This window comes from Dyadobacter sp. Leaf189 (genome assembly GCF_001424405.1).
In the GTDB taxonomy this organism is placed as follows: domain Bacteria; phylum Bacteroidota; class Bacteroidia; order Cytophagales; family Spirosomataceae; genus Dyadobacter.
In genome coordinates this window covers 940,998-959,776 of record NZ_LMPS01000004.1, presented here as the reverse complement: position 1 = coordinate 959,776, position 18,779 = coordinate 940,998, and the positions used below count along the sequence as shown (strand labels likewise).

At 46.5% G+C, this 18,779-nt stretch carries 13 protein-coding genes; 6 read left to right on the top strand and 7 right to left on the bottom strand.

Features of this window, described 5'->3' with window-relative positions; all coding sequences use genetic code 11:
* Positions 1–41: 41 nt before the first annotated feature.
* Positions 42–1,790, bottom strand: a complete 1,749-nt coding sequence (locus tag ASG33_RS13290; RefSeq protein ID WP_056285667.1) for an alpha-amylase family protein — start codon at positions 1,788–1,790, stop codon at positions 42–44.
* Between the two features lie 388 nt (positions 1,791–2,178).
* Here ASG33_RS13290 and ASG33_RS13285 point away from each other — a divergent pair, with 388 nt between their 5' ends.
* Positions 2,179–4,410 (top strand): tetratricopeptide repeat protein, encoded by a 2,232-nt coding sequence (locus ASG33_RS13285; protein WP_229238638.1) that lies wholly within the window; start codon positions 2,179–2,181, stop codon positions 4,408–4,410.
* A gap of 115 nt (positions 4,411–4,525) precedes the next feature.
* Here ASG33_RS13285 and ASG33_RS13280 read toward each other — a convergent pair whose 3' ends face one another.
* Positions 4,526–4,897, bottom strand: coding sequence for a response regulator (locus ASG33_RS13280; protein ID WP_056285664.1), 372 nt, complete (start codon positions 4,895–4,897; stop codon positions 4,526–4,528).
* A gap of 356 nt (positions 4,898–5,253) precedes the next feature.
* On the opposite strand from ASG33_RS13280, the gene ASG33_RS13275 reads away from it, so the two are divergent.
* The 5 genes from ASG33_RS13275 (at position 5,254) to ASG33_RS13255 (ending at position 10,858) form a co-directional block, all read left to right on the top strand.
* Positions 5,254–5,541 carry a YtxH domain-containing protein gene (locus tag ASG33_RS13275; protein ID WP_056285661.1) on the top strand — a complete coding sequence of 96 codons (288 nt, stop codon included), beginning with the start codon at positions 5,254–5,256 and terminating at the stop codon, positions 5,539–5,541.
* 50 nt (positions 5,542–5,591) lie between these two features.
* Positions 5,592–5,906, top strand: coding sequence for a hypothetical protein (locus ASG33_RS13270; RefSeq protein ID WP_056285659.1), 315 nt, complete (start codon positions 5,592–5,594; stop codon positions 5,904–5,906).
* 538 nt (positions 5,907–6,444) lie between these two features.
* On the top strand, positions 6,445–7,887 hold the full coding sequence (rpoN, locus tag ASG33_RS13265) for an RNA polymerase factor sigma-54 (protein ID WP_056285653.1): 1,443 nt from the start codon (positions 6,445–6,447) through the stop codon (positions 7,885–7,887).
* Positions 7,888–7,918: 31 nt separating this feature from the next.
* Positions 7,919–9,382, top strand: coding sequence for a sigma-54 dependent transcriptional regulator (locus tag ASG33_RS13260; protein ID WP_056285648.1), 1,464 nt, complete (start codon positions 7,919–7,921; stop codon positions 9,380–9,382).
* A gap of 24 nt (positions 9,383–9,406) precedes the next feature.
* Positions 9,407–10,858: an ATP-binding protein gene (locus ASG33_RS13255; protein WP_056285645.1), complete on the top strand. Its 1,452-nt coding sequence runs from the start codon at positions 9,407–9,409 to the stop codon at positions 10,856–10,858.
* A gap of 69 nt (positions 10,859–10,927) precedes the next feature.
* Here ASG33_RS13255 and ASG33_RS13250 read toward each other — a convergent pair whose 3' ends face one another.
* From ASG33_RS13250 to ASG33_RS13230, 5 genes are all read right to left on the bottom strand, one after another.
* A complete protein-coding gene (locus ASG33_RS13250; protein WP_056285642.1) occupies positions 10,928–14,038 on the bottom strand; it encodes an efflux RND transporter permease subunit in 3,111 nt (1,036 codons plus the stop codon).
* A 133-nt stretch (positions 14,039–14,171) separates the two neighbouring features.
* Positions 14,172–15,263 (bottom strand): efflux RND transporter periplasmic adaptor subunit, encoded by a 1,092-nt coding sequence (locus ASG33_RS13245; RefSeq protein ID WP_200942763.1) that lies wholly within the window; start codon positions 15,261–15,263, stop codon positions 14,172–14,174.
* A 45-nt stretch (positions 15,264–15,308) separates the two neighbouring features.
* Complete coding sequence (locus tag ASG33_RS13240) at positions 15,309–16,556, bottom strand: TolC family protein (RefSeq protein ID WP_056285638.1); 1,248 nt, start codon at positions 16,554–16,556, stop codon at positions 15,309–15,311.
* Between the two features lie 159 nt (positions 16,557–16,715).
* On the bottom strand, positions 16,716–18,083 hold the full coding sequence (locus ASG33_RS13235; RefSeq protein WP_056285632.1) for a HAMP domain-containing sensor histidine kinase: 1,368 nt from the start codon (positions 18,081–18,083) through the stop codon (positions 16,716–16,718).
* 7 nt (positions 18,084–18,090) lie between these two features.
* A complete protein-coding gene (locus ASG33_RS13230; RefSeq protein WP_056285629.1) occupies positions 18,091–18,777 on the bottom strand; it encodes a response regulator transcription factor in 687 nt (228 codons plus the stop codon).
* Between the last annotated feature and the right edge of the window lie 2 nt (positions 18,778–18,779).

Here is an 18,779-nt window from a genome sequence, read left to right as displayed (position 1 = left end):
CTTGTAACAAAATCCTCACGCACAGGCTGCACCGCCTTATTTCAGATAACCTGCTTCTTCACGATCTCATATACAAAAACCGATGCCGGAGGAAGCTCCACATGGACTCCCGTGGAAGTAATATCGCCGGTTTGTAAATGTACCTGTGATATAAATGCGGGAAAAACGGGTTTCAGCTTGTACAAACCGGTATTTTCGAGTTTGAGCACCTGGCTCCACGCATCCTGTGGAATGCGTACGTTCGTTTCAATGGCTTTTTCGCGGTTGAAGTTGCAGATAAACAACAGCTGCTGGTTTCCTGTGTGTCGCAGATAGCTGTAAACGAACTTCTTATCGTAATTAAAACTTTGTCCGTCGATATTTACGTATTGCAAATCATAGAATTCGCCCGCAAAAACAGCCTCGTTTTCGAGTACAAAATGATTAAGACTTTCGTAAAACTGACGGAGCCGCTTCTGGTCGTTGCTCAGCAGGTCGGTATTGAATTTCCCGCTATTTACCCAAAGCTGGAATTCGGTTACACCCCAATAATCAAAAATGGTAGTACGTCCGTCCTCTCCCTGAAAGCCTTCCGCAACAGTAGGATTCACCCCCAGCTCCTGACCAAAGTAGATCATCATTGGTCCGGTATGCAATGTAGCGCTGAGCACCATTGCCGGTACTGCCAGCCACGGATTGCCTGCAAAGTAGCGGGAGGCAATGCGCTGCTCATCGTGATTTTCAAGAAAGCGCAGCATATTGGGCGCAATGTCGCCCGACTCCTGCTGCCAGAGCCTGGTAATATCCTCCGCAGTTCCGTGTCCCTCGATCAGCCGGCGCAGTGAATTATAAAGTCCGACTTTATCGTACAGATAGTCAAACCTGCCGGTGTTGATATAGTTGTGGTACTCCGCCGGATTATATATTTCTGCAATAAAAATAACTTCCGGCTTAACCTTCCTGATCTCGGGGATCACCCACGACCAGAATGCAACCGGTACCATCTCGGCCATATCGCATCTGAAACCGTCCGCACCTTTTAATGTCCAGTATTTGAGGATATCATACATTTTGAGCCAGGTGGAAGGGATTGGGTCAAAATACGTCCTGTGTTCGTTGAGGTAGTCGATACCATAATTCAACTTGATCGTTTCGTACCAGTCGTACTGACTTGGCTGCGCCGCGAAAACATCATTTCCCGTCGCTTTCGCTGGCCTTTCGGAGTACGGCGCTTCGGGTTGTACCGGAGGTTTGTGGCCTTCGGGGACGATAAAATCCTGATTAGGGATGTAGTAAAAGTTGTTTGAGGGACTGAATGCAACTGTATCGTCATCATCTTCCCCAAAATCCAGTGCATTTTCCGGCCGCATATTTGAGCAGTATTGCCGCGCCACGTGATTTGGGACAAAGTCAATAATTGCTTTCAGGTTATTGGCGTGGGTGCGGCTGATCAATGCTTCAAATTCCTGCATGCGGTTATTTACATCCACAGCAAGGTCGGGATCTACATCGTAGTAATCTTTAACTGCATAAGGCGATCCGGCAATGCCTTTCACGATCAGCGGGTGGTCAGGTTTAATCCCGAATGCCGAGTAGTCGGTGAGTGTGGCGTGTTCCAGCACGCCGGTGTACCATACGTGCGTTGCGCCAAACGCTCTCAATGCCTGTAATGCCTCGTCGGAGATATCGTTGAATTTTCCCGAGCCGTTTTCCGCCAGTGTTCCGTAAAATTTGTTTGTGGTGTTTTGGTTTCCGAAAAGGCGCGTGAAAATCTGGTATATGACTAATTTATGCTGGTTTTCTAATGGCATGATTTGGGTGGACTATAATGCTGAACAGGAATGAATGAACTGCTAACTCTCTTGTTTTCAGTTGTAGTACGAGCTCTGTCTTGGAGCTGACACAGGAGAATGGGAATTTTTACTGCTTTGCAAGATATTAATTTTGAATGTACGCCCCCCATTCGGGACAGCCTTTTTGAAATCGCCTGGCAATTTGTAAATGATACGTGTTCAGGTTTACAAATCCGGTTGTTTTACTATTTCGTTAAAAAATAAAATTATAGCTGGTTTTTGCCTGCCCAGGCGGGCTGATTATTGTAATTCTCGGTGATTACTCGTAGGTTAGAGGCTTTTGAGCCATTTCTACTTGACTGTGGTACAGAAAATCTACTTACTCTTTTGCGCTGGTATTTTGCTGATGCTGACTGTATTAGGTCCTGGCAATGCTACTGCACAGGATTTTGGAGAGTGCCAGCGGCTGGTCAAAGATCTCCTGCCTGTTTTTAACCGCTCATTCGAAGAAAACAATCCTGCATTACTACGCGAAGAATCTTATCAGCGCGGTATCCGCAATCTGCAATCCGCCTACGCACTCTACCACAAAGAAGCATTTGACCCCTCTGATTCTGTACAGCGAATGAACAATGAGGCGGTGATCCTGGCGCTGCTTGGCAACTCGCAGAAGGCACTGCACATTATGGAAGAGCTCGATCTCAGTACGCAGGACGCCCATTTGCGATATAACAGGGGATTGTTTGCATTGCTTTCGGGTAAATACATTGCAGCCAGAAACGATTTTGCAGAAGCACCCGGCGGCTCTCAGGCTAACCTGAATACCGTAGTCTCATTTGGTAAACAGAAACAGTATACGCAGGCAATCGACTTTGCAACCGGCAACTCTGCCAAAAGCAGTGGCGGTAAATGGAACTATAACCTGGGCATGGCTTACAAATACACAGGCAGGACCGAAGAGGCGATCGATGAAGTAACTACCGCGATCAGGCAGAAGGACGAAATGGCTTACAGGTTGCAGCGCGGCGATATGCTCATGCGCACCGGCAATGAGAAAAGGGCAGTAAAGGATTTTGAAAAAGTCGCCAGAAAGCATCCGAAAGCACAGATACGTTACGCCAATGCATTGTTATCGCTCGGCCAGTTCGGCGCGGCGAAAGCGGTTTTTGCAACTTACCTGGAAACCGACGACCGTACTTTCCGGGGCGATGCGTACCTCGGAATGGCGCATTCCAATTATGGTTTGAAGCTGATCAGTGAGGCGCAGCGTTACTACAAGCTCGCTTCCACATTAAAGAGAGAAACGCCTGCATTGCAATCCGGTATCGCCAATACGCACCTTTCAAAACGTGAATACCAGACTGCATTTACGCTGTTTGACCGGGTTATTAAAAAGGATTCGACCTACATGCCCGCTTATCTGGGCCGCGCAGTCGCTTACTATGGTCAGAAAAAATATGACCTGGCGCTGAAAGATTTCAAGAAAGCAGAAAAGGCAATGGACGAAAACAACCGCTTTTTCGCAGACCTTTTCGTTACCAAAGCTTTCTCGGAGTATTATCTCAAAAAGACGAGTGAGGCACAGGAGGATTTTCAGAAAGCGATCAAACTGGATCCGACCCGTTACGAGGCTCTTGCAGGAATCAGCGGTATCATGATTGATCAGAAACGTTACTCCGAAGCAGGTACCTACCTGGCGAAGGCGCTGCAATATGAACAGGGGTACGATCTGATGTGGAGCAATTACGGCAACCTGCTGCTGCATTTTGATATGTTCAAAAAAGGATATCAGGTTTTCAAGAAGGCAGTTTCGTTGAACCCGGCCAATGTGAATGCACAGAATGGATGGGGTGTGGTGCTGCTTGAAAATGATCAGCTCGACAAATCCATGGCGCTATTCGACAGTCTGGTAAAGGAAAAACCCGAACTGCCTTTTTTACACAACAACCACGGGATTGTGCAGGCGTATATAGGAAACAGGCACGATCAGAAACACCAGGTGAATGAAGCAAACCTCCGGTACGACGGGGCTTATGAAGATTTCAAAAAAGCAATGGAGGCGGCTCCTTCCCGAAAGTTTTACAATGTAAATCAGGGCAACGTGTACCGCTATATGGAAAAGTACGATCAGGCCAGGCTGAGCTACCAGACTTATCAGGACAAAAGCGCATTGAACAATACTGCTGTTATGTATGCAGGACAGGAGCGGATCAAGGATGCCAAATATTACCTGGGAGTAGCGTTGCAGATCGACTCACTGCACCGCGTCTTTCAGTACAATATGACTGTGCTTGCAAAGGGAAAGCAGAAAGAAATGATGCGGTTGGTTGCCTCGGCGGATGAAAACAGCCCTTTTTCAGATATTGGGATCAAATATAGCCGCGACGGGTTTGTGACAATCTATTTGTACGACTACGAATATGATGTGCTTACATTCCCGGGCCGGCATTATATGCCTTTGCCGGTGGCAGAGTATAAAGAGGATTATTTTATTCCCGATTACGATTTCAAACTTGTGCCTTACGGAAAGAAGAAGAATACCCAGCCGAAGAAAAAGCACGTAAAGTACCGCAGCCAGAAAGTGAAGTTGCCGGGTTCAAAAAACAGGTCAGGGACCCGTTGTCCGGTGTTGTTTTAAGGGAGTGTGCACACAAAAAAGTTCTTTGAGAAACATTTTCTACGTATTTCTCCTGCCTATCCCCAAACATTGTAAAATTTTCTACTGTTTTCGGGTGTGTGTCTAGTGTTCTTGATTAGTATCGGTGTTTTGCGAGAATGTTCCTTACTTCTACAAAACTGATCGGTTTATCCAGGAAGTAGTCGGCGCCATTTCGGAAAGCTTCGTCACGCAGGTTGGTCATTGCGCTCATTGTCACTATATAAATCTTTTTGTCGGTGTACATGCTTTTGATCCGTTGTATCTCACCAATTCCTTTTCCATCGGGTAAGTTGTTGTCAATGAAGATCCAATCCGGTTTCATGTCACTAATGCAAGCCATTCCTTCCTCAATGGAAGCAGCTACTTTAATCGCTTCCTGAGGTTCCTTAATATTAAACTGTCTTACTAGAAAATTGCGCATCAACACTCCCAAGTCTGTTTCATCTTCAATAATTACAATCTTCATAGCGATGTGTTGAAAAATAAATTAGTCATCAATAGCGGAGGTGTTGGGCAGCGTCGACATTTGTTGTCGCGATTTGAAGTTAGTATGGCAATAATCCTGCCATCTTGAAGAGGAAAATGAAGTTTCAGATCAAAAAACACAGTATACCTGCGCATTCTCCATAGCCTGTTGTGTGTCCTTCTTTTACGCTGAATAGGTATTTTTATTTACATATTATGGCAAAGTGTCATAAGTGAAATAATCGTAAGTTGTTGTAAATAAGGAGAATGTGATTGAGGGTAACTGTGTATTCCTGCTGGTACAGGATTTTTCGAAATGAACTTGAAATTGATTGATAACATTAACGACTTGAAATTATGTCAGCTAATAGAGTTATTTTAGGAGTTGTGTCAGCGGCACTTGTAGGAGCTGTAATCGGATTGCTGCTAGCGCCGGAAGAAGGATCTACCACAAGAAAAAAGATCAAGAAAAAAACCAATAGTCTGGCCAGCGACCTCATCGATGCGCTGGAAAGAAGCAAGCATGATGCAAAGAAAGCCGCTGAGGATTTGAAAGAGGAAGGGCTTGCGTATAAAGACGAGGCAGTAAATAAGGCAGCCGAATATACGGATGCTGCAAAAAATGAAATCAACGATTTTAGATAAAATCACATAGGCCGGAATCATGCATTCCGGCCATTTTTGTTTACAGCTATATGGAAAATTCATCGACTACATCAACAAACAAGACAGGCAGCGAGCCAGCTTCCGATTCATTCAGCTTTGTAAATAGCCTGGTATCGTCAGGTAAGCAAGCGTTGGGCGGAGGGAAAGGGTTGCAAATGGGCGTGCATACCTTAATTGCACGTACTGCATTGAAACGCCTGCCGCCACCACTGAACTTCGTAGTGCCACTGGTAGTGGAGAAGGTTATTCTGAAACACGGCGTAAATGAAGGCAGGGAAGTGTTGCTGAAAGGATTGCGTTGGGTAAAGAAGGTAACCGACGAGCCCACAACCAAGCCTGTGTAACTATCATTACTTAGATATTGACAAAACCCCTCTCACGGAGGGTTTTGTTGTTTTGTAGCTTAGTGCCCGCAGGCCCGAGTCGGCGGCTGTTGCGCGGGTCGGCAAGGCTTTTGTTTTATTAAATGTGTCTCGTTATTTATTTTCCGCAAGCAGGGAACAATCGGGATATTTCAGCCATGGAGAAAACGGCATGCTGATTGCCGGAATTCCTTTACAAAAACAACTTTGTCTGTCAGGATTTTGTCTTGATACTTTTGATAATCAGACATATAAAAACGAGTGCAATCCGAACCCTGACCGAAGGGCGGCAAAGGACGTTTAACAGTTCGTGCCCACTTAGCTGCGTTTTCAAAGCAGCTCCAGGCTGACACCGACGTGAGCAAAGACGTAGAGAGTTGCGACATTCTGAATTATAATACTCAGTCTGTGGAAATAACTACGCAATCTTTACAATCACGATTGACCTTACAGGAAGATTGAATAAAGAGTAGTAAATTTAAAGCATTAAGAGAATTACCATTTTACCCTTACTTGCTCTATGCAAAGACAAACGCAGACGCAAAGGCAGACCTTAAAATATTCTCCATTGCAGATTCAAATGCTGAATTTATTGCATTTGACCACAATGGAGCTTGAACAACGAATCAAAGAGGAATTAGAGGAAAACCCTATCCTGGAAGAAGGTAAAGAAGAGAATGCCGCAGAAGAAACGGCGGACGATTTTGACGAACCTTCGGATTCCGGCTCCGGGGACGATACATCCGTACAGGATTATTACGATTGGGACGAGTTCAGGGACGATGATATTCCGGATTACAAAACATATGCAAACAACCAGTCGGCTGACAATGAGCTTTACACCCGGCCGATGGTCGAATCGATCTCCTTCCGGGACGATTTAAAGCAGCAGGTACATTTCCTGAGACTCGACGAAAGGCAGCAGCTGATAGCAGATTTTATCCTTGATTCGCTTGACGAAGACGGGTTCCTCAGGCGTGAAAGCGAAGTAATAGCAGACGATATTTCATTTGCAAACAGCATGTTCATCGATACCGAAGAGGTGAACCTGATGCTGAAAGTAATCCAGCAGCTTGAACCTGCCGGAATAGCAGCGAGTGACCTGCGCGAATGCCTGCTGATCCAGCTTAACCGCATGGAGACTCAGAATGAAACGTGGAAATGGGCATACCGGATTGTGAGTGATGCATTTGATGAGCTTGGGTCGCGCAATTACGATAAGATCATGCGCATTACCGGGCTCGATGAAGAGTCGCTTAAAAAGGCAGTTCAGCTGATCACTACGCTGAATCCCAAGCCAGCTTCGGGACTTCGCAACGATTCCATTGTGAATGAAAGTATCAAGCCGGACTTTATGCTCTGGTATACCGAAGATGGAGAGATTGAAGTACAGCTTACCTGGGGAAACAGCCCTGCATTGAAACTGAACAAGGTTTTCACGCAGATGGCGGAGCAGAAAAATGACAAGGCGACGAACCAGTTCCTGAAAAATAAAATGAACTCTGCGAAATGGTTTATAGATGCCATCAAGCAGCGTGAGAATACAATGCTCAGCACATTGAAAGCCATTGTAAGGCTTCAATATGATTACTTTCAGTCAGGCGACGTGAAAAAACTCCGTCCGATGATCCTGAAAGACGTAGCTGAGATCATTGATATGGATATATCAACGGTATCACGCGTTACTACCAACAAATATGTACAGACACCATTCGGGATCGTTTTGCTGAAAGATCTGTTTACAGAGGGGGTAACCAATGAAGATGGTACCGAAGTCTCTAACCGTGAAATCCAGGAAGCGATCCGTGAGATTGTGCTGGACGAAGACAAGAGGCACCCTTACAACGATCAGCAGATCACCGATATGCTTTCTGAAAAAGGCTATTCAGTTGCGAGAAGAACGGTTGCTAAATACCGCGAACAATTGAACATTCCGACTGCAAGATTACGAGTTACCATATAAATCTGATTAAGTTAAGCCCTAGAAACCTGGCATGAAAAAAATAGTTGTTGTTGATGATGAGGCAGATATTTGTTTTCTGTTGAAGAGATTTTTGTCCAAGAATGATTTCATAGTTGAAACAGCGCAAAACGGCAAAGACGGACTGGCATTGATCGAATCGATCTCGCCTGACCTGGTTATGACGGATTTCCGGCTGGGCGATATTACCGGAACGGAACTGCTGACAGCTATCAAATCTAAAAGGCCGCACGTGCCGGTTTTGATTATAACGGGCTATTCAGATATTAAAGTGGCGGTCAGCGTAATGAAAGCTGGTGCTTATGATTATATCACCAAACCGCTTTTCCCGGATGAAATCCTGGTAACAGTTAAAAAAGCACTGGCCGACGCAGAATCTTCGCAGAATGATGAGCAGGAATATTCGTATTCAGGCACGCCGGGCTCGGCTTCTGAAACAACTACTGCGAAGCCTACCAGAAAAATGCACTCCCGGACCAAGGCGGGTTACGTGATGGGTAACAGCGATGTTTCGGATAATCTTTTCAAACAGGTCGACCTGGTTGCACCAACTAATTTCAGCGTGATTATCTACGGTGAAAGCGGCTCGGGAAAAGAGGCGATTGCACAGGAAATCCACAATCGTTCACGCAGGAAGGATATGCCTTTCGTGGCAATGGACTGCGGTGCTATCTCGAAAGAGCTTGCAGGAAGCGAATTGTTCGGTCACGAAAAAGGATCGTTTACGGGTGCATTGCAAACGAAAATCGGTCACTTTGAGCTGGCTAACGGCGGTACCCTGTTCCTCGATGAAGTTTCCAACTTATCATACGAAATCCAGGTTGCATTGCTGCGTGTAGTGCAGGAGCGTAAGATGAGGAGAATCGGCGGATCCAAAGAAATAGAATTGGACGTACGGATTATCGTAGCAAGTAACGAGCGCCTTCTTGAATCTGCTAAAAACGGTAAGTTCCGCGAGGATTTGTATTACCGTTTTAATGAGTTCACGATCGAAGTACCTGCATTGAGAAACAGGAAAGACGATCTGATGCTTTTTGCAAATTCATTCCTGGATACCACCAATGCGGAGCTAAACAAGAATGTGAGCGGATTTTCGGAGGAAGTAAAAAGCGATTTTCTACATTACTCATGGCCGGGTAACCTTCGTGAATTGAAGAACGTGATCAAAAGAGCTACACTGCTTTCTGACGGTGAGCTGATTGAAGAAAAGGCGCTTCCATTTGAAATTGTTAACTATCGCAGGCTGAAAGACCTGGACGAAGAGCCGGTTGCAGCGACGCCAGCCACTCCGGGCATTGTGGATACACTCGAAGGGGAAGATTCAAAACCAAGCTTGAAAACTGTTGCGAACGAGGCGGAGTACGATATGATCATGCAGGTTTTAAGGGATGTTAATTTTAATAAAAGTAAAGCTGCCCGCTTGCTGAACATTGACAGGAAGACGCTTTACAACAAAATGAAGCAATTTGATATTTAGTCAGATCCGGCGGGTTAATGCATAATGAATAACAAAACAATTAAGGTCCTTCTTGTCGACGACGACGAAGACGACTATTTTCTTACCCGGGAGTATTTCAATGACCTGGTTAACTGGAAGTTTGACATTACCTGGTGTGCAACATTCAGGGATGCGCAAAATGAAATCAAGACTAAAAAATACGATCTGTACCTGTTTGACTACCTGCTTGGTGAAAGTACAGGTATAGATCTGATTGATCTTGCATGCCAGTTTGAATGCGAGGAGCCGATTATCCTTTTGACGGGAAAAGGGGATACTAAAATCGCGGTAGAAGCGCTGCGCCTCGGTGCGGCTGATTACCTGATTAAAAGCGAGCTGGACGCTGAGAAGCTGGAAAGGAGCATTCGTTATGCGCTGGAAAGAACATCGGTGATGAAAGCTTTGAAACACAGCGAAAGAAGATACCGCCGCATTTTCGAAGAATCCAACGACTTCCTGTTTATCAGTGATCTGGCAGGTAATATTATCGACCTGAATACCTCCGCTGGCACGCTGACGGGTTATTCGGAGGAAGATCTTAAATTCAAAAATATCCTTGACCTGATTGAGGAACCCCAGTTTCCTGTACTCTGGAAGAATATCAAAGAGCACACTATTCACGATCAGGAAGTGAGGCTGCTTACCAAAGACGGGGACAAGAAGTACTGCCTTTTCTCGGCTTCCATTGAAATCGACGACGACCATCCGTACATACAGGGCCGTTTGCATGATATGACTGCGAGAAAGCAGTCGGAGAGAGAGCGGTTGTTTTCTGAAAAGATGGCGGTAACCGGCCGGCTTGTCCGCATGCTGGCGCACGAAGTACGAAACCCATTGACAAATGTGAACCTCTCTGCCGAGCAGCTTGAAATGGAGCTCACTGATGAGGACCAGAAATTTTACACACAAATCATCAAGCGTAACTGTACAAGGATCAATGATCTGATCTCCCAGCTGTTACAACCATCCAGCTCTGCAGATATCGAGCTTGTTGATAACTCGGTACACCTTGTTTTGAACCAGGCGATCGGTGCCGCGCTCGACCGCGTACAGCTGAAACGCATTCAGATCGTCAATCATTTCGCCGAAGAAGACCTGTCCATTCCGCTGGATCCTGTTTCTCTTCAAATGGCTTTCCTTAACCTGATCACGAATGCGATCGAGGCGATGGAAGAGGATAAAGGTATCCTGCGCATTTACACCAAAAACCAGGGCGACAGCATTCAGGTGATCTTTATGGATAACGGATCCGGGATCAGTGAAGAGCACATGGAAAAGATTTTTGAACCTTATTTCACTGGTAAAAACAATGGAATGGGGATCGGCTTGTCAACTACGATGAGCATTATACACGCGCACCACGGGCGGATTGACGTGCAGTCGGAAGTGGGAGTAGGTACTACTTTTACAATCAGTTTCAAGCTGAACAGTTCCCCCGCCGATACAACTGCCTGACTACAATAAAGTAGTACAGGCAGTCACTCTTCCGGGTCGGATCATACACGTATAAGCCTCACCGCAACTTTACGAATTGACGTATGCTCTCTTTTGTTTACGATTGAAGAATTCGTAGATGATCGGGAAGATCAGCAATGTGAGTACTGTGGCAGTAATTAACCCCCCGATTACAACGATCGCCAGCGGCTTCTGTGTTTCCGAACCAATTCCGGTTGACGTAGCGGCTGGCAGCAGACCAATCGCGGCCATTAATGCAGTCATAATTACCGGCCTGATCCTTGATTTTACACCTTCTCTTATCGCATCGTCCAGCGGCATTCTGGCAGCCAGGTTTTTGTTAAAAACAGAGATCAGAATGACCCCGTTCTGGACGCAGAGGCCAAACAATGCAATAAAGCCTACACCCGCGGATATACCGAAGTTCATGTGCGTAATATGCAATGCCAGGATGCCGCCGATGAGGGCAAAAGGTACGTTGATCAACACCAGACCGGCATCTTTCGCATTGCTGAACATAATGAATAGGAGGATAAATATGCCGACAAGACTGATCGGTACTACTTGTCCGAGGCGGGCTGTGGCACGAACCTGGTTTTCAAATTCACCCGACCAGTTTACAGAATAACCTTTCGGCAGATTTTTGAGTATTGGTTTAACCCGGTTCTGCGCGTCGGCAATGGTACTTCCCAGGTCACGTTCGCGGACTGAGAATTTCACCCCGATGAAACGTTTGTTGTTGTCGCGGTACACGAATGCAGGTCCGGTGACTGTGCGAATCGAGGAAATCTCTTTCAATGGGATTTTGCCACCTGTAAGTGTCGGTACCATCAGCTGCTGGATATCGTCTACTGTACGCCGGTATTGTTCTTCGTAACGCAGGCGTATATCAAATTTGCGCTCGCCTTCATAAAGTATCGAAGCAGTTTTACCACCGATCGCCATTTCAATCACAGCTTGTGCATCGGCAATGCTAACACCGTACTGCGCCATTTTATGATCATGCAAAATCACGCTGACTTCGGGCTGGCCGATATTTCTTAAAATTCCCACATCCTTGATCCCGGGCACATCCTTGATCGCTTCCAGCACTTCATTGGCTTTGGTATTCAGCGTTTCCAGGTCGTCGCCGTAGATTTTCACTGCATTACTCGCATTCATCCCCGCTACTGCTTCGGCCACATTGTCGATGATCGGCTGTGAGTAATTATAGTTGATCCCCTGGAATTGTTTGAGTTTTTTGTCCATTTCCTCGATCAGCTGATCTTGCGTGATCTTCCGTTTCCATTCTTCTTTTGGTTTCAGGTTTACCTGCATTTGCACATAATAGAATCCCGATGGGTCGGTACCGTCATTGGAGCGGCCGGTTTGTGACAGCACGCCATTCACTTCCGGGAATTCATTCAGTTTTGCCCGCAGTGTACTTACCATCTTGATCGTTTCATTCAGCGAGCTGCTCATCGGCATTTTTGCTTCCACCCAAAGCGCGCCTTCATTCAATGTCGGCAGAAATTCGGTACCAAGGAATTTGGCGGAAAACAGCGAAGTCGCCAGGAAAGCCATCGCCAGTATGACACTGATCTTTTTTCTTGCATAACACCATTCGAAACCGCGCGTAACCGTATTATCGAAGAACCGTACGATCGGGTTACTTTTCTCCCGGACGTTCTTACGGAGCAGGATGGAGCAAAGCACGGGGACGAGCGTAAGCGTATAGAGCAATGCGCCCAGCAGGGCAAAACCCAGTGTGTAGGCGAGGGGAGTGAACATTTTACCTTCCACTTTCTGGAAACTGAAAATGGGGATCAATGCGGTGATAATGATCAGCTTGGAGAAGAAAATCGCTTTTCCCAGCTCGCCGCCGGTGGTTTTCACAAGCCCGAGTTTGGACAACTTGTTGTACCGCTCCATTCCATTTTTATGCGCAAGGCGGTCGAGCGCCACAAATATGCCTTCTACCATTACCACGGCTCCATCTATAATGATCCCGAAATCAATGGCGCCCATGGAAAGCAGGTTAGCCGACATGCCCATCAGTTTAAGGCACATAAATGCAAAGAGCAATGCAAGCGGAATGATGATCGACACAATGACCGTGGTGCGCCAGTCGGCCATAAAAATGAAGACGATCACAGTTACCAGCACAATCCCTTCCAGGAGGTTATGCTTTACGGTATGTGCACAAAATTCAATCAGATTGTCACGATCATAAAAGGTCACCATTTTGACATCCGGGGGCAGGATTTTGGTGTTCAATTCATTCACCTTATCCTTTATACGCGCCAGTACTTCGCTCGGGTTTTCACCTTTTCGCTGCACGACGATGCCTTCCACCACATCATCATTTTGATCCAAACCTACCTGACCAACCCTCGGCATATCCGACTCACGTACATCGGCTACGTCTTTCACGAGCACCGGGTTATCCTTTACAAATTCAACGATAATGTTCTGAATATCAGGAATGGAGTTGAGCAATCCGATGCCTCTCACCACATAAGCCTGCCCGTTTTTCTCAATTACATCGCCGCCTACATTGATATTGCTTTTGGTTACAGCCTGGTACACTTCCAGGGGCGTAATGTTGTACTTAACCAGCTTGGTAGGGTTAACCTGCACTTCATAAATCTTCTCCCTTCCGCCAAATGCAACCACATCTGCCACGCCGGGAATACTGCGCAGTTGTCTGTCAATTACCCAGTTATGTAAGGTCAACAGCTCGCGGCTGTCGCGGTCTTTGCTTTTCAATGTAAACCTGAAAATTTCACCGGTCGGCCCGTAAGGCGGCTGTACGTCAGGCTCTACACCTTCGGGAAGCGAAATGTTTCTGAGCTGGTTGTTAACCTGTTGCCGGGCAAAGAAGTCTTCGACGTTATCATCAAAAATAATCTTGATAATGCTCAGTCCGAACATCGTGGTACTCCTCACATTGGATTTCTGCTGTACAGAGTTCATGGCCACTTCAATGGGCACGGTTACAAACCGCTCGATTTCCTCTGCGCTGCGTCCATTCCATTGGGTTACTATAATAATCTGCGTGTTGGTAACGTCCGGAAAAGCTTCGAGCGGCGTATCGCGGTAGCTGACAACGCCTGCGACAATCAACAAGCCTGTCAGGAAAAATATGAAGAACCGGTTTTTCAAAGAAAACCCTACGATTCCTCGGATGAATTTGTTCATGAATGCAATTTTGAATGATTGAATGAATGAATGATTGAATGTTGTAAAAGGGGGGAAGAAGGGGGGGGGAGGGAGGAGGGAGGAAGCAGTGAACGCTCCATCTTCCCTTTGCTCTATCCTCCCTTATCTCCTATTAATCATTCAGCGCATCATAAACCAGTAGCTGGTTCTTGGAAATGATTGTTTCGCCGGGTTGAAGGCCGGATTTAATGTAGGTTCTGTTGGCCAGAGAACGGTATACTTCTACGGGACGGGTTTCGATTTTGCTGCGGCTGTGGTATACCATTACCCAGTTTTTACTTCGGTCAAAAATGATGGCCTGAGATGGTATCGCCTGCATTTCGCTTCCTTCCTCAAAATTGAGGCTCACGGTTGCATGCATTTCGGGTTTGAGCTTGAAACCTACATTTTGAAGCTGAATGCGGATCTTCATCGCCTTGGTATCCGGGTCGAGCACATTGTAGATCTTGTCTACCTTTCCTTTGAACACTTCATCCGAAAAGCTGATCGTACGTACATCTGCCGCCATTCCGAGCTTTATTCTTGGAATATCACTTTCGTTTACATTCGCCATTACCCACACATCGGCAATTTGTCCGACAGTGAAAAGACTCTCTGAATTGTCGGATCGCAGCTGCATGCCGCGGTTTACGTTTTTGTCGATGATAAATCCATTGATTGGCGACTTGACGGTGTAGTTGGTGGATTTACCCAGACCATAAATAGAGAAGATTTCCTTCACCCGGCTCAGTTCCGCCTGCGCTTTGTCAACCATTTGGCGGGCAGAGATTACGTCGCGCTCAGGAACCAGCTTGCTTTCGAACAGGTCTTCGGTGGAGGAGAGGTTCTTCTGAGCCACCAGCAGGTCTGACTGCGCCTGGATCATCTGCCGCTCAAAATCCGCCACTTCACCCGAGCGTATCACAGCAAGTTTCTGACCTTTGCGCACATTATCGCCTAGCTCTACATCCACCTCTTCCACATTGCCGCCTACCAGCGGGTATACCTTAATCACTTGATTTTCATCGGGTACCACCTTGCCGACGAGTGTCAGCTCATTGCGGACGGGCTCCGTTTGTACTGTATCCAGCTTAATGCGGCTCATCATTGTATCCGACAGCATAAATGCTTTTGACTCTTCGGCATCTGCCTGCTTTTTTTCACAAGCCCCGAAGCTGAGGCCCATTGCGGCAAGCGCGGCGGAGTAGATTATATTTTTGATCATTATAAAAGTGGCCAGGCCATTAAATTTGTTCGATTTGTATGATTATCAGTTGAATAGCTCTTCGCCAACTACGTAATTCAGTTCCTCGTAGACCTTAATGCGATCAGCTTGCAGGCGGTTGTATTCCTTGATGCTCTCGTTGTAGGTTTCGATAAAATCGATGAATTCGAGGAGGGTAATGTTGCGTTTTTGGAAGTTGTCGTAAATGCCGCTGCTAAGTAGCTGAAACTGATCTGTAAATTGATTTTCAACACTCTGATAAGCTTTTTCGGCAATCCCAACCTTCTGGATAGCCGCGTCAACTTCATTACCTACACTGTTCTGGCGAGCATTTTCGGCGGTTTTGTAGTAGCTGATGTTGCTTTTGGCGGCCCTGATATTTCCCTGGTTCCGGTTGAAAAAGGGCAGGGAAATCGCCGCATTTACACCGAAATAATTATTGACATAATTACTCGCCTGATCATAAATCGCTCCGACCTCAATGTCCGGCACGGCCAGTGCTTTTTGCAGCGTGTAATTAAGTTCTGCTTCTTTCGTCAGCGATTGTGCGACTTTCAAGTCGGCGCGGCTTTGTAATGCTCTGTCTTTCAATGCAGCCGGCGTATACCTGTCAAGCTGATACCTTCGGATATCGGAGCTGTCCACCACGGACTTAACGGGCCGCTCGGTGTTCAGCAGCGTGCGAAGGTCCCGCTGGTTTTCCTGAAGTTCAAAGAGGATATCTGCCCGGTCATTCGTAAGCTGAAAGAGCAGCGCTTTCAGGCGTACCACCTCTTTCAGTGAAATGTTCTTTCGTGCATATTCCTTTTCAAAAGCGCTGACAGTGGTATTCAGCGTATTGATCTGGGTGTCGTACAATGCGACGGTTTGTTCCAGATAATAGGTCTCGAAGAAGTTCTGGCGCAGCTCGAATTTGAGCGTACGAACGAGGTCATAAAACTGGTACTCGCTCTTGCGGGTACTCTCTACATCGAGTGCGACTTGTTTGTTACGCTTCCCGGCACGGGTGATCAGCTGGGAGATCGTGAAAACTTTCTGACCATTTTTACCAACGTCAAATGCGCCGCGTGAGGGACTGTAAGCATTGATCTCGACGCCAAATGTGGGGTTGTTCCAGAGCTTGTCCTGGATTTCAATCGATTTTGCAATATCGATCTGGTATTTCTCCGCAAGCAGTTCGAGGTTGTTCTGGAGGAAAAGACTATCAGCCTGCCTGATAGTGAGTTTGAGGGTATCCTGTGCGTGTAAACCGTTAACGGTTAAGATAAGCAGCCCGATGAAATAGGTTCGCATAATTTCTGTTTTAGAATGATGCGATATTCGGACGGCAGTATTACAGCAGGCTTAAAATAACGTTAGAAAAAAATTAGAATTCCCCAGACCCCTCTGAGGAGGTCATAGGGGACAACGCAAAGTCCCCTTCAGGGGATTCAGGGGAAAAAAAGGCCGAGCCTATACATGACTGAGTTGAACCCGGAACTCGCTACCTGCACCAAGTTCACTGGTCACTGAAATGTTGCCGTGATGGAGTTCAACAATCCGCTGGCAAATGGACAAACCAATGCCGAAACCGGGCACGCCCGACGCATTCGATGATCTGAAAAATGGACTGAAGATGTGCGGAATATCCTCCTGGCTGATCCCGATCCCATTGTCTTTCACTTTCACAATGCAGGATTTTGCATTAGATGAAATGATGATCTGCGCCTGATGGTTGGAGGAATATTTGCAGGCATTATCCAGCAGATTGGAGAAAACCCTTTTTAGTAACTCCTCATTCCCTTTGATTACGGTTTCGTTCTCGTTTTCAGGGATCGTTTCGTACCCGATGATCACCTCGTAGTTCGGGTGGGCAGCCAGTAATTCTTCTTTTGCCAGGAATGCAAGATCTTCAATGTGCACAGGTGCCATTTTCAGGTTGCCCACGTTTTCCAGTGATCTTGCAAGAAACAACAGGTTATTGGTTATGCTGATCAGCCGTTCGGTGTCCGATGACAAGTTGTTGAATACTTCTTCCAGGTCGGGATTACTGGTAGTAAATCGCTGCCCGAGCTGTATCTCCGATTTCAATGCAGCCAGCGGCGTGCGCAACTCGTGCGAAGCGTGGGATACAAAGCTTTTTTGTTGTTCAAAAGCTTTGTTAAGGCGGTCGAGAACGGTGTTGAAGTTAATGGCGAGCTGGGCGATTTCATCTTTCCTGTTTCCCTCGTCGAGTTGCTGGGACAGGTTCTGTGCGGTAATAAGTGATATCTGCCCGTTGATCCGGTTGATCGGCCGGAGCGCATTGCCGGCAAAGTAAATGCCCAGTCCCACTGTCACCGCAATGCCCGCGAGTAAACCCCAGCCCAGTGTATTTTTCAGGTTAGCAAGCTTGCTGTGGCCAAAAGTATCGTAAGCAGAAGCCAGTACCACAAGCGGCTCACTGTCATCCTGGTAGAATAACCCGATCACCTCATTTTCACCCTGATGGAATTCTATATACTTCTTCTCGCGCACTTCATCCAGCAGTGATTTCCGGTAGGTCAGGAGCTTGTCGTCGACACTGGAATAGATCATATCATTCTCTTTGTCAAAGATCAAAACCTTTTCATCCAGCATTTCCGATAATGTATTCTGGTCAATTGCTTTGAGCAGATCCTTGTCGATGCCTTTTACCTTTACCAGTAGCCGGCAGGTAGTTTGTGCCCTGCTTTTTAGCCGGTCATAAAATTCCTCCTGCCTGTAATGCTCGGAAACGCTGTAAATCGCAAATGAAAACAAAAGAAGTATCGCCGCTACAAGTAGCGTGAACTGCAATGCGATCCGGTCTTTTATTTTCATAGGAACTTTACTCTTCTTTCATGATATAGCCCATTCCGGGGCGGGTATGGATCAGTTTTACGGCAAAATCCTTATCTACTTTTTTACGTAAATAATTGATATATACCTCCACTACATTGGTTCCCGGATCGAAGTTAAGGTGCCAGACGTGTTCTGCCAGGTCCATTTTGGATACTACCCTTCCGCGGTGCTGCAGGAAGTATTCAAGCAATGCAAACTCCTTTGCTGTCAGATCGATCACATTACCTGCGCGTTTCACCTGCTTGGTACCCAGATTCATTTCTAGATCCGCAATCCGTAATATGGTATCTGTCGTTTCGGGATTGTTGAGCACCGACACGCGCAATGCGGCATTAATGCGGGCCAAAAGCTCTCTGAAATCAAATGGCTTGACAATGTAATCGTCAGCGCCACGGTTCAGTCCCTCGATCTTGTCCTCAATTTCTCCGTACGCGGTAAGCATGATAATGGGCAGCGCCGGCTTGTAAATCCGTATTTGCTGACAGACTTCGTACCCTTTCATTCCTGGCAAATTCACGTCCAGGAGTACCAGGTCAAACTTTTTGTCCAGCGCCAGCTGCTTTCCGGTAATACCATCATAGGCTATTTCTGCCTCAAAATGTTCTGCTACCAGTCCGCGAAAGATATTCTGGGCGATTCTGCGGTCGTCTTCGACGATCAGTATCTTCTTCATAT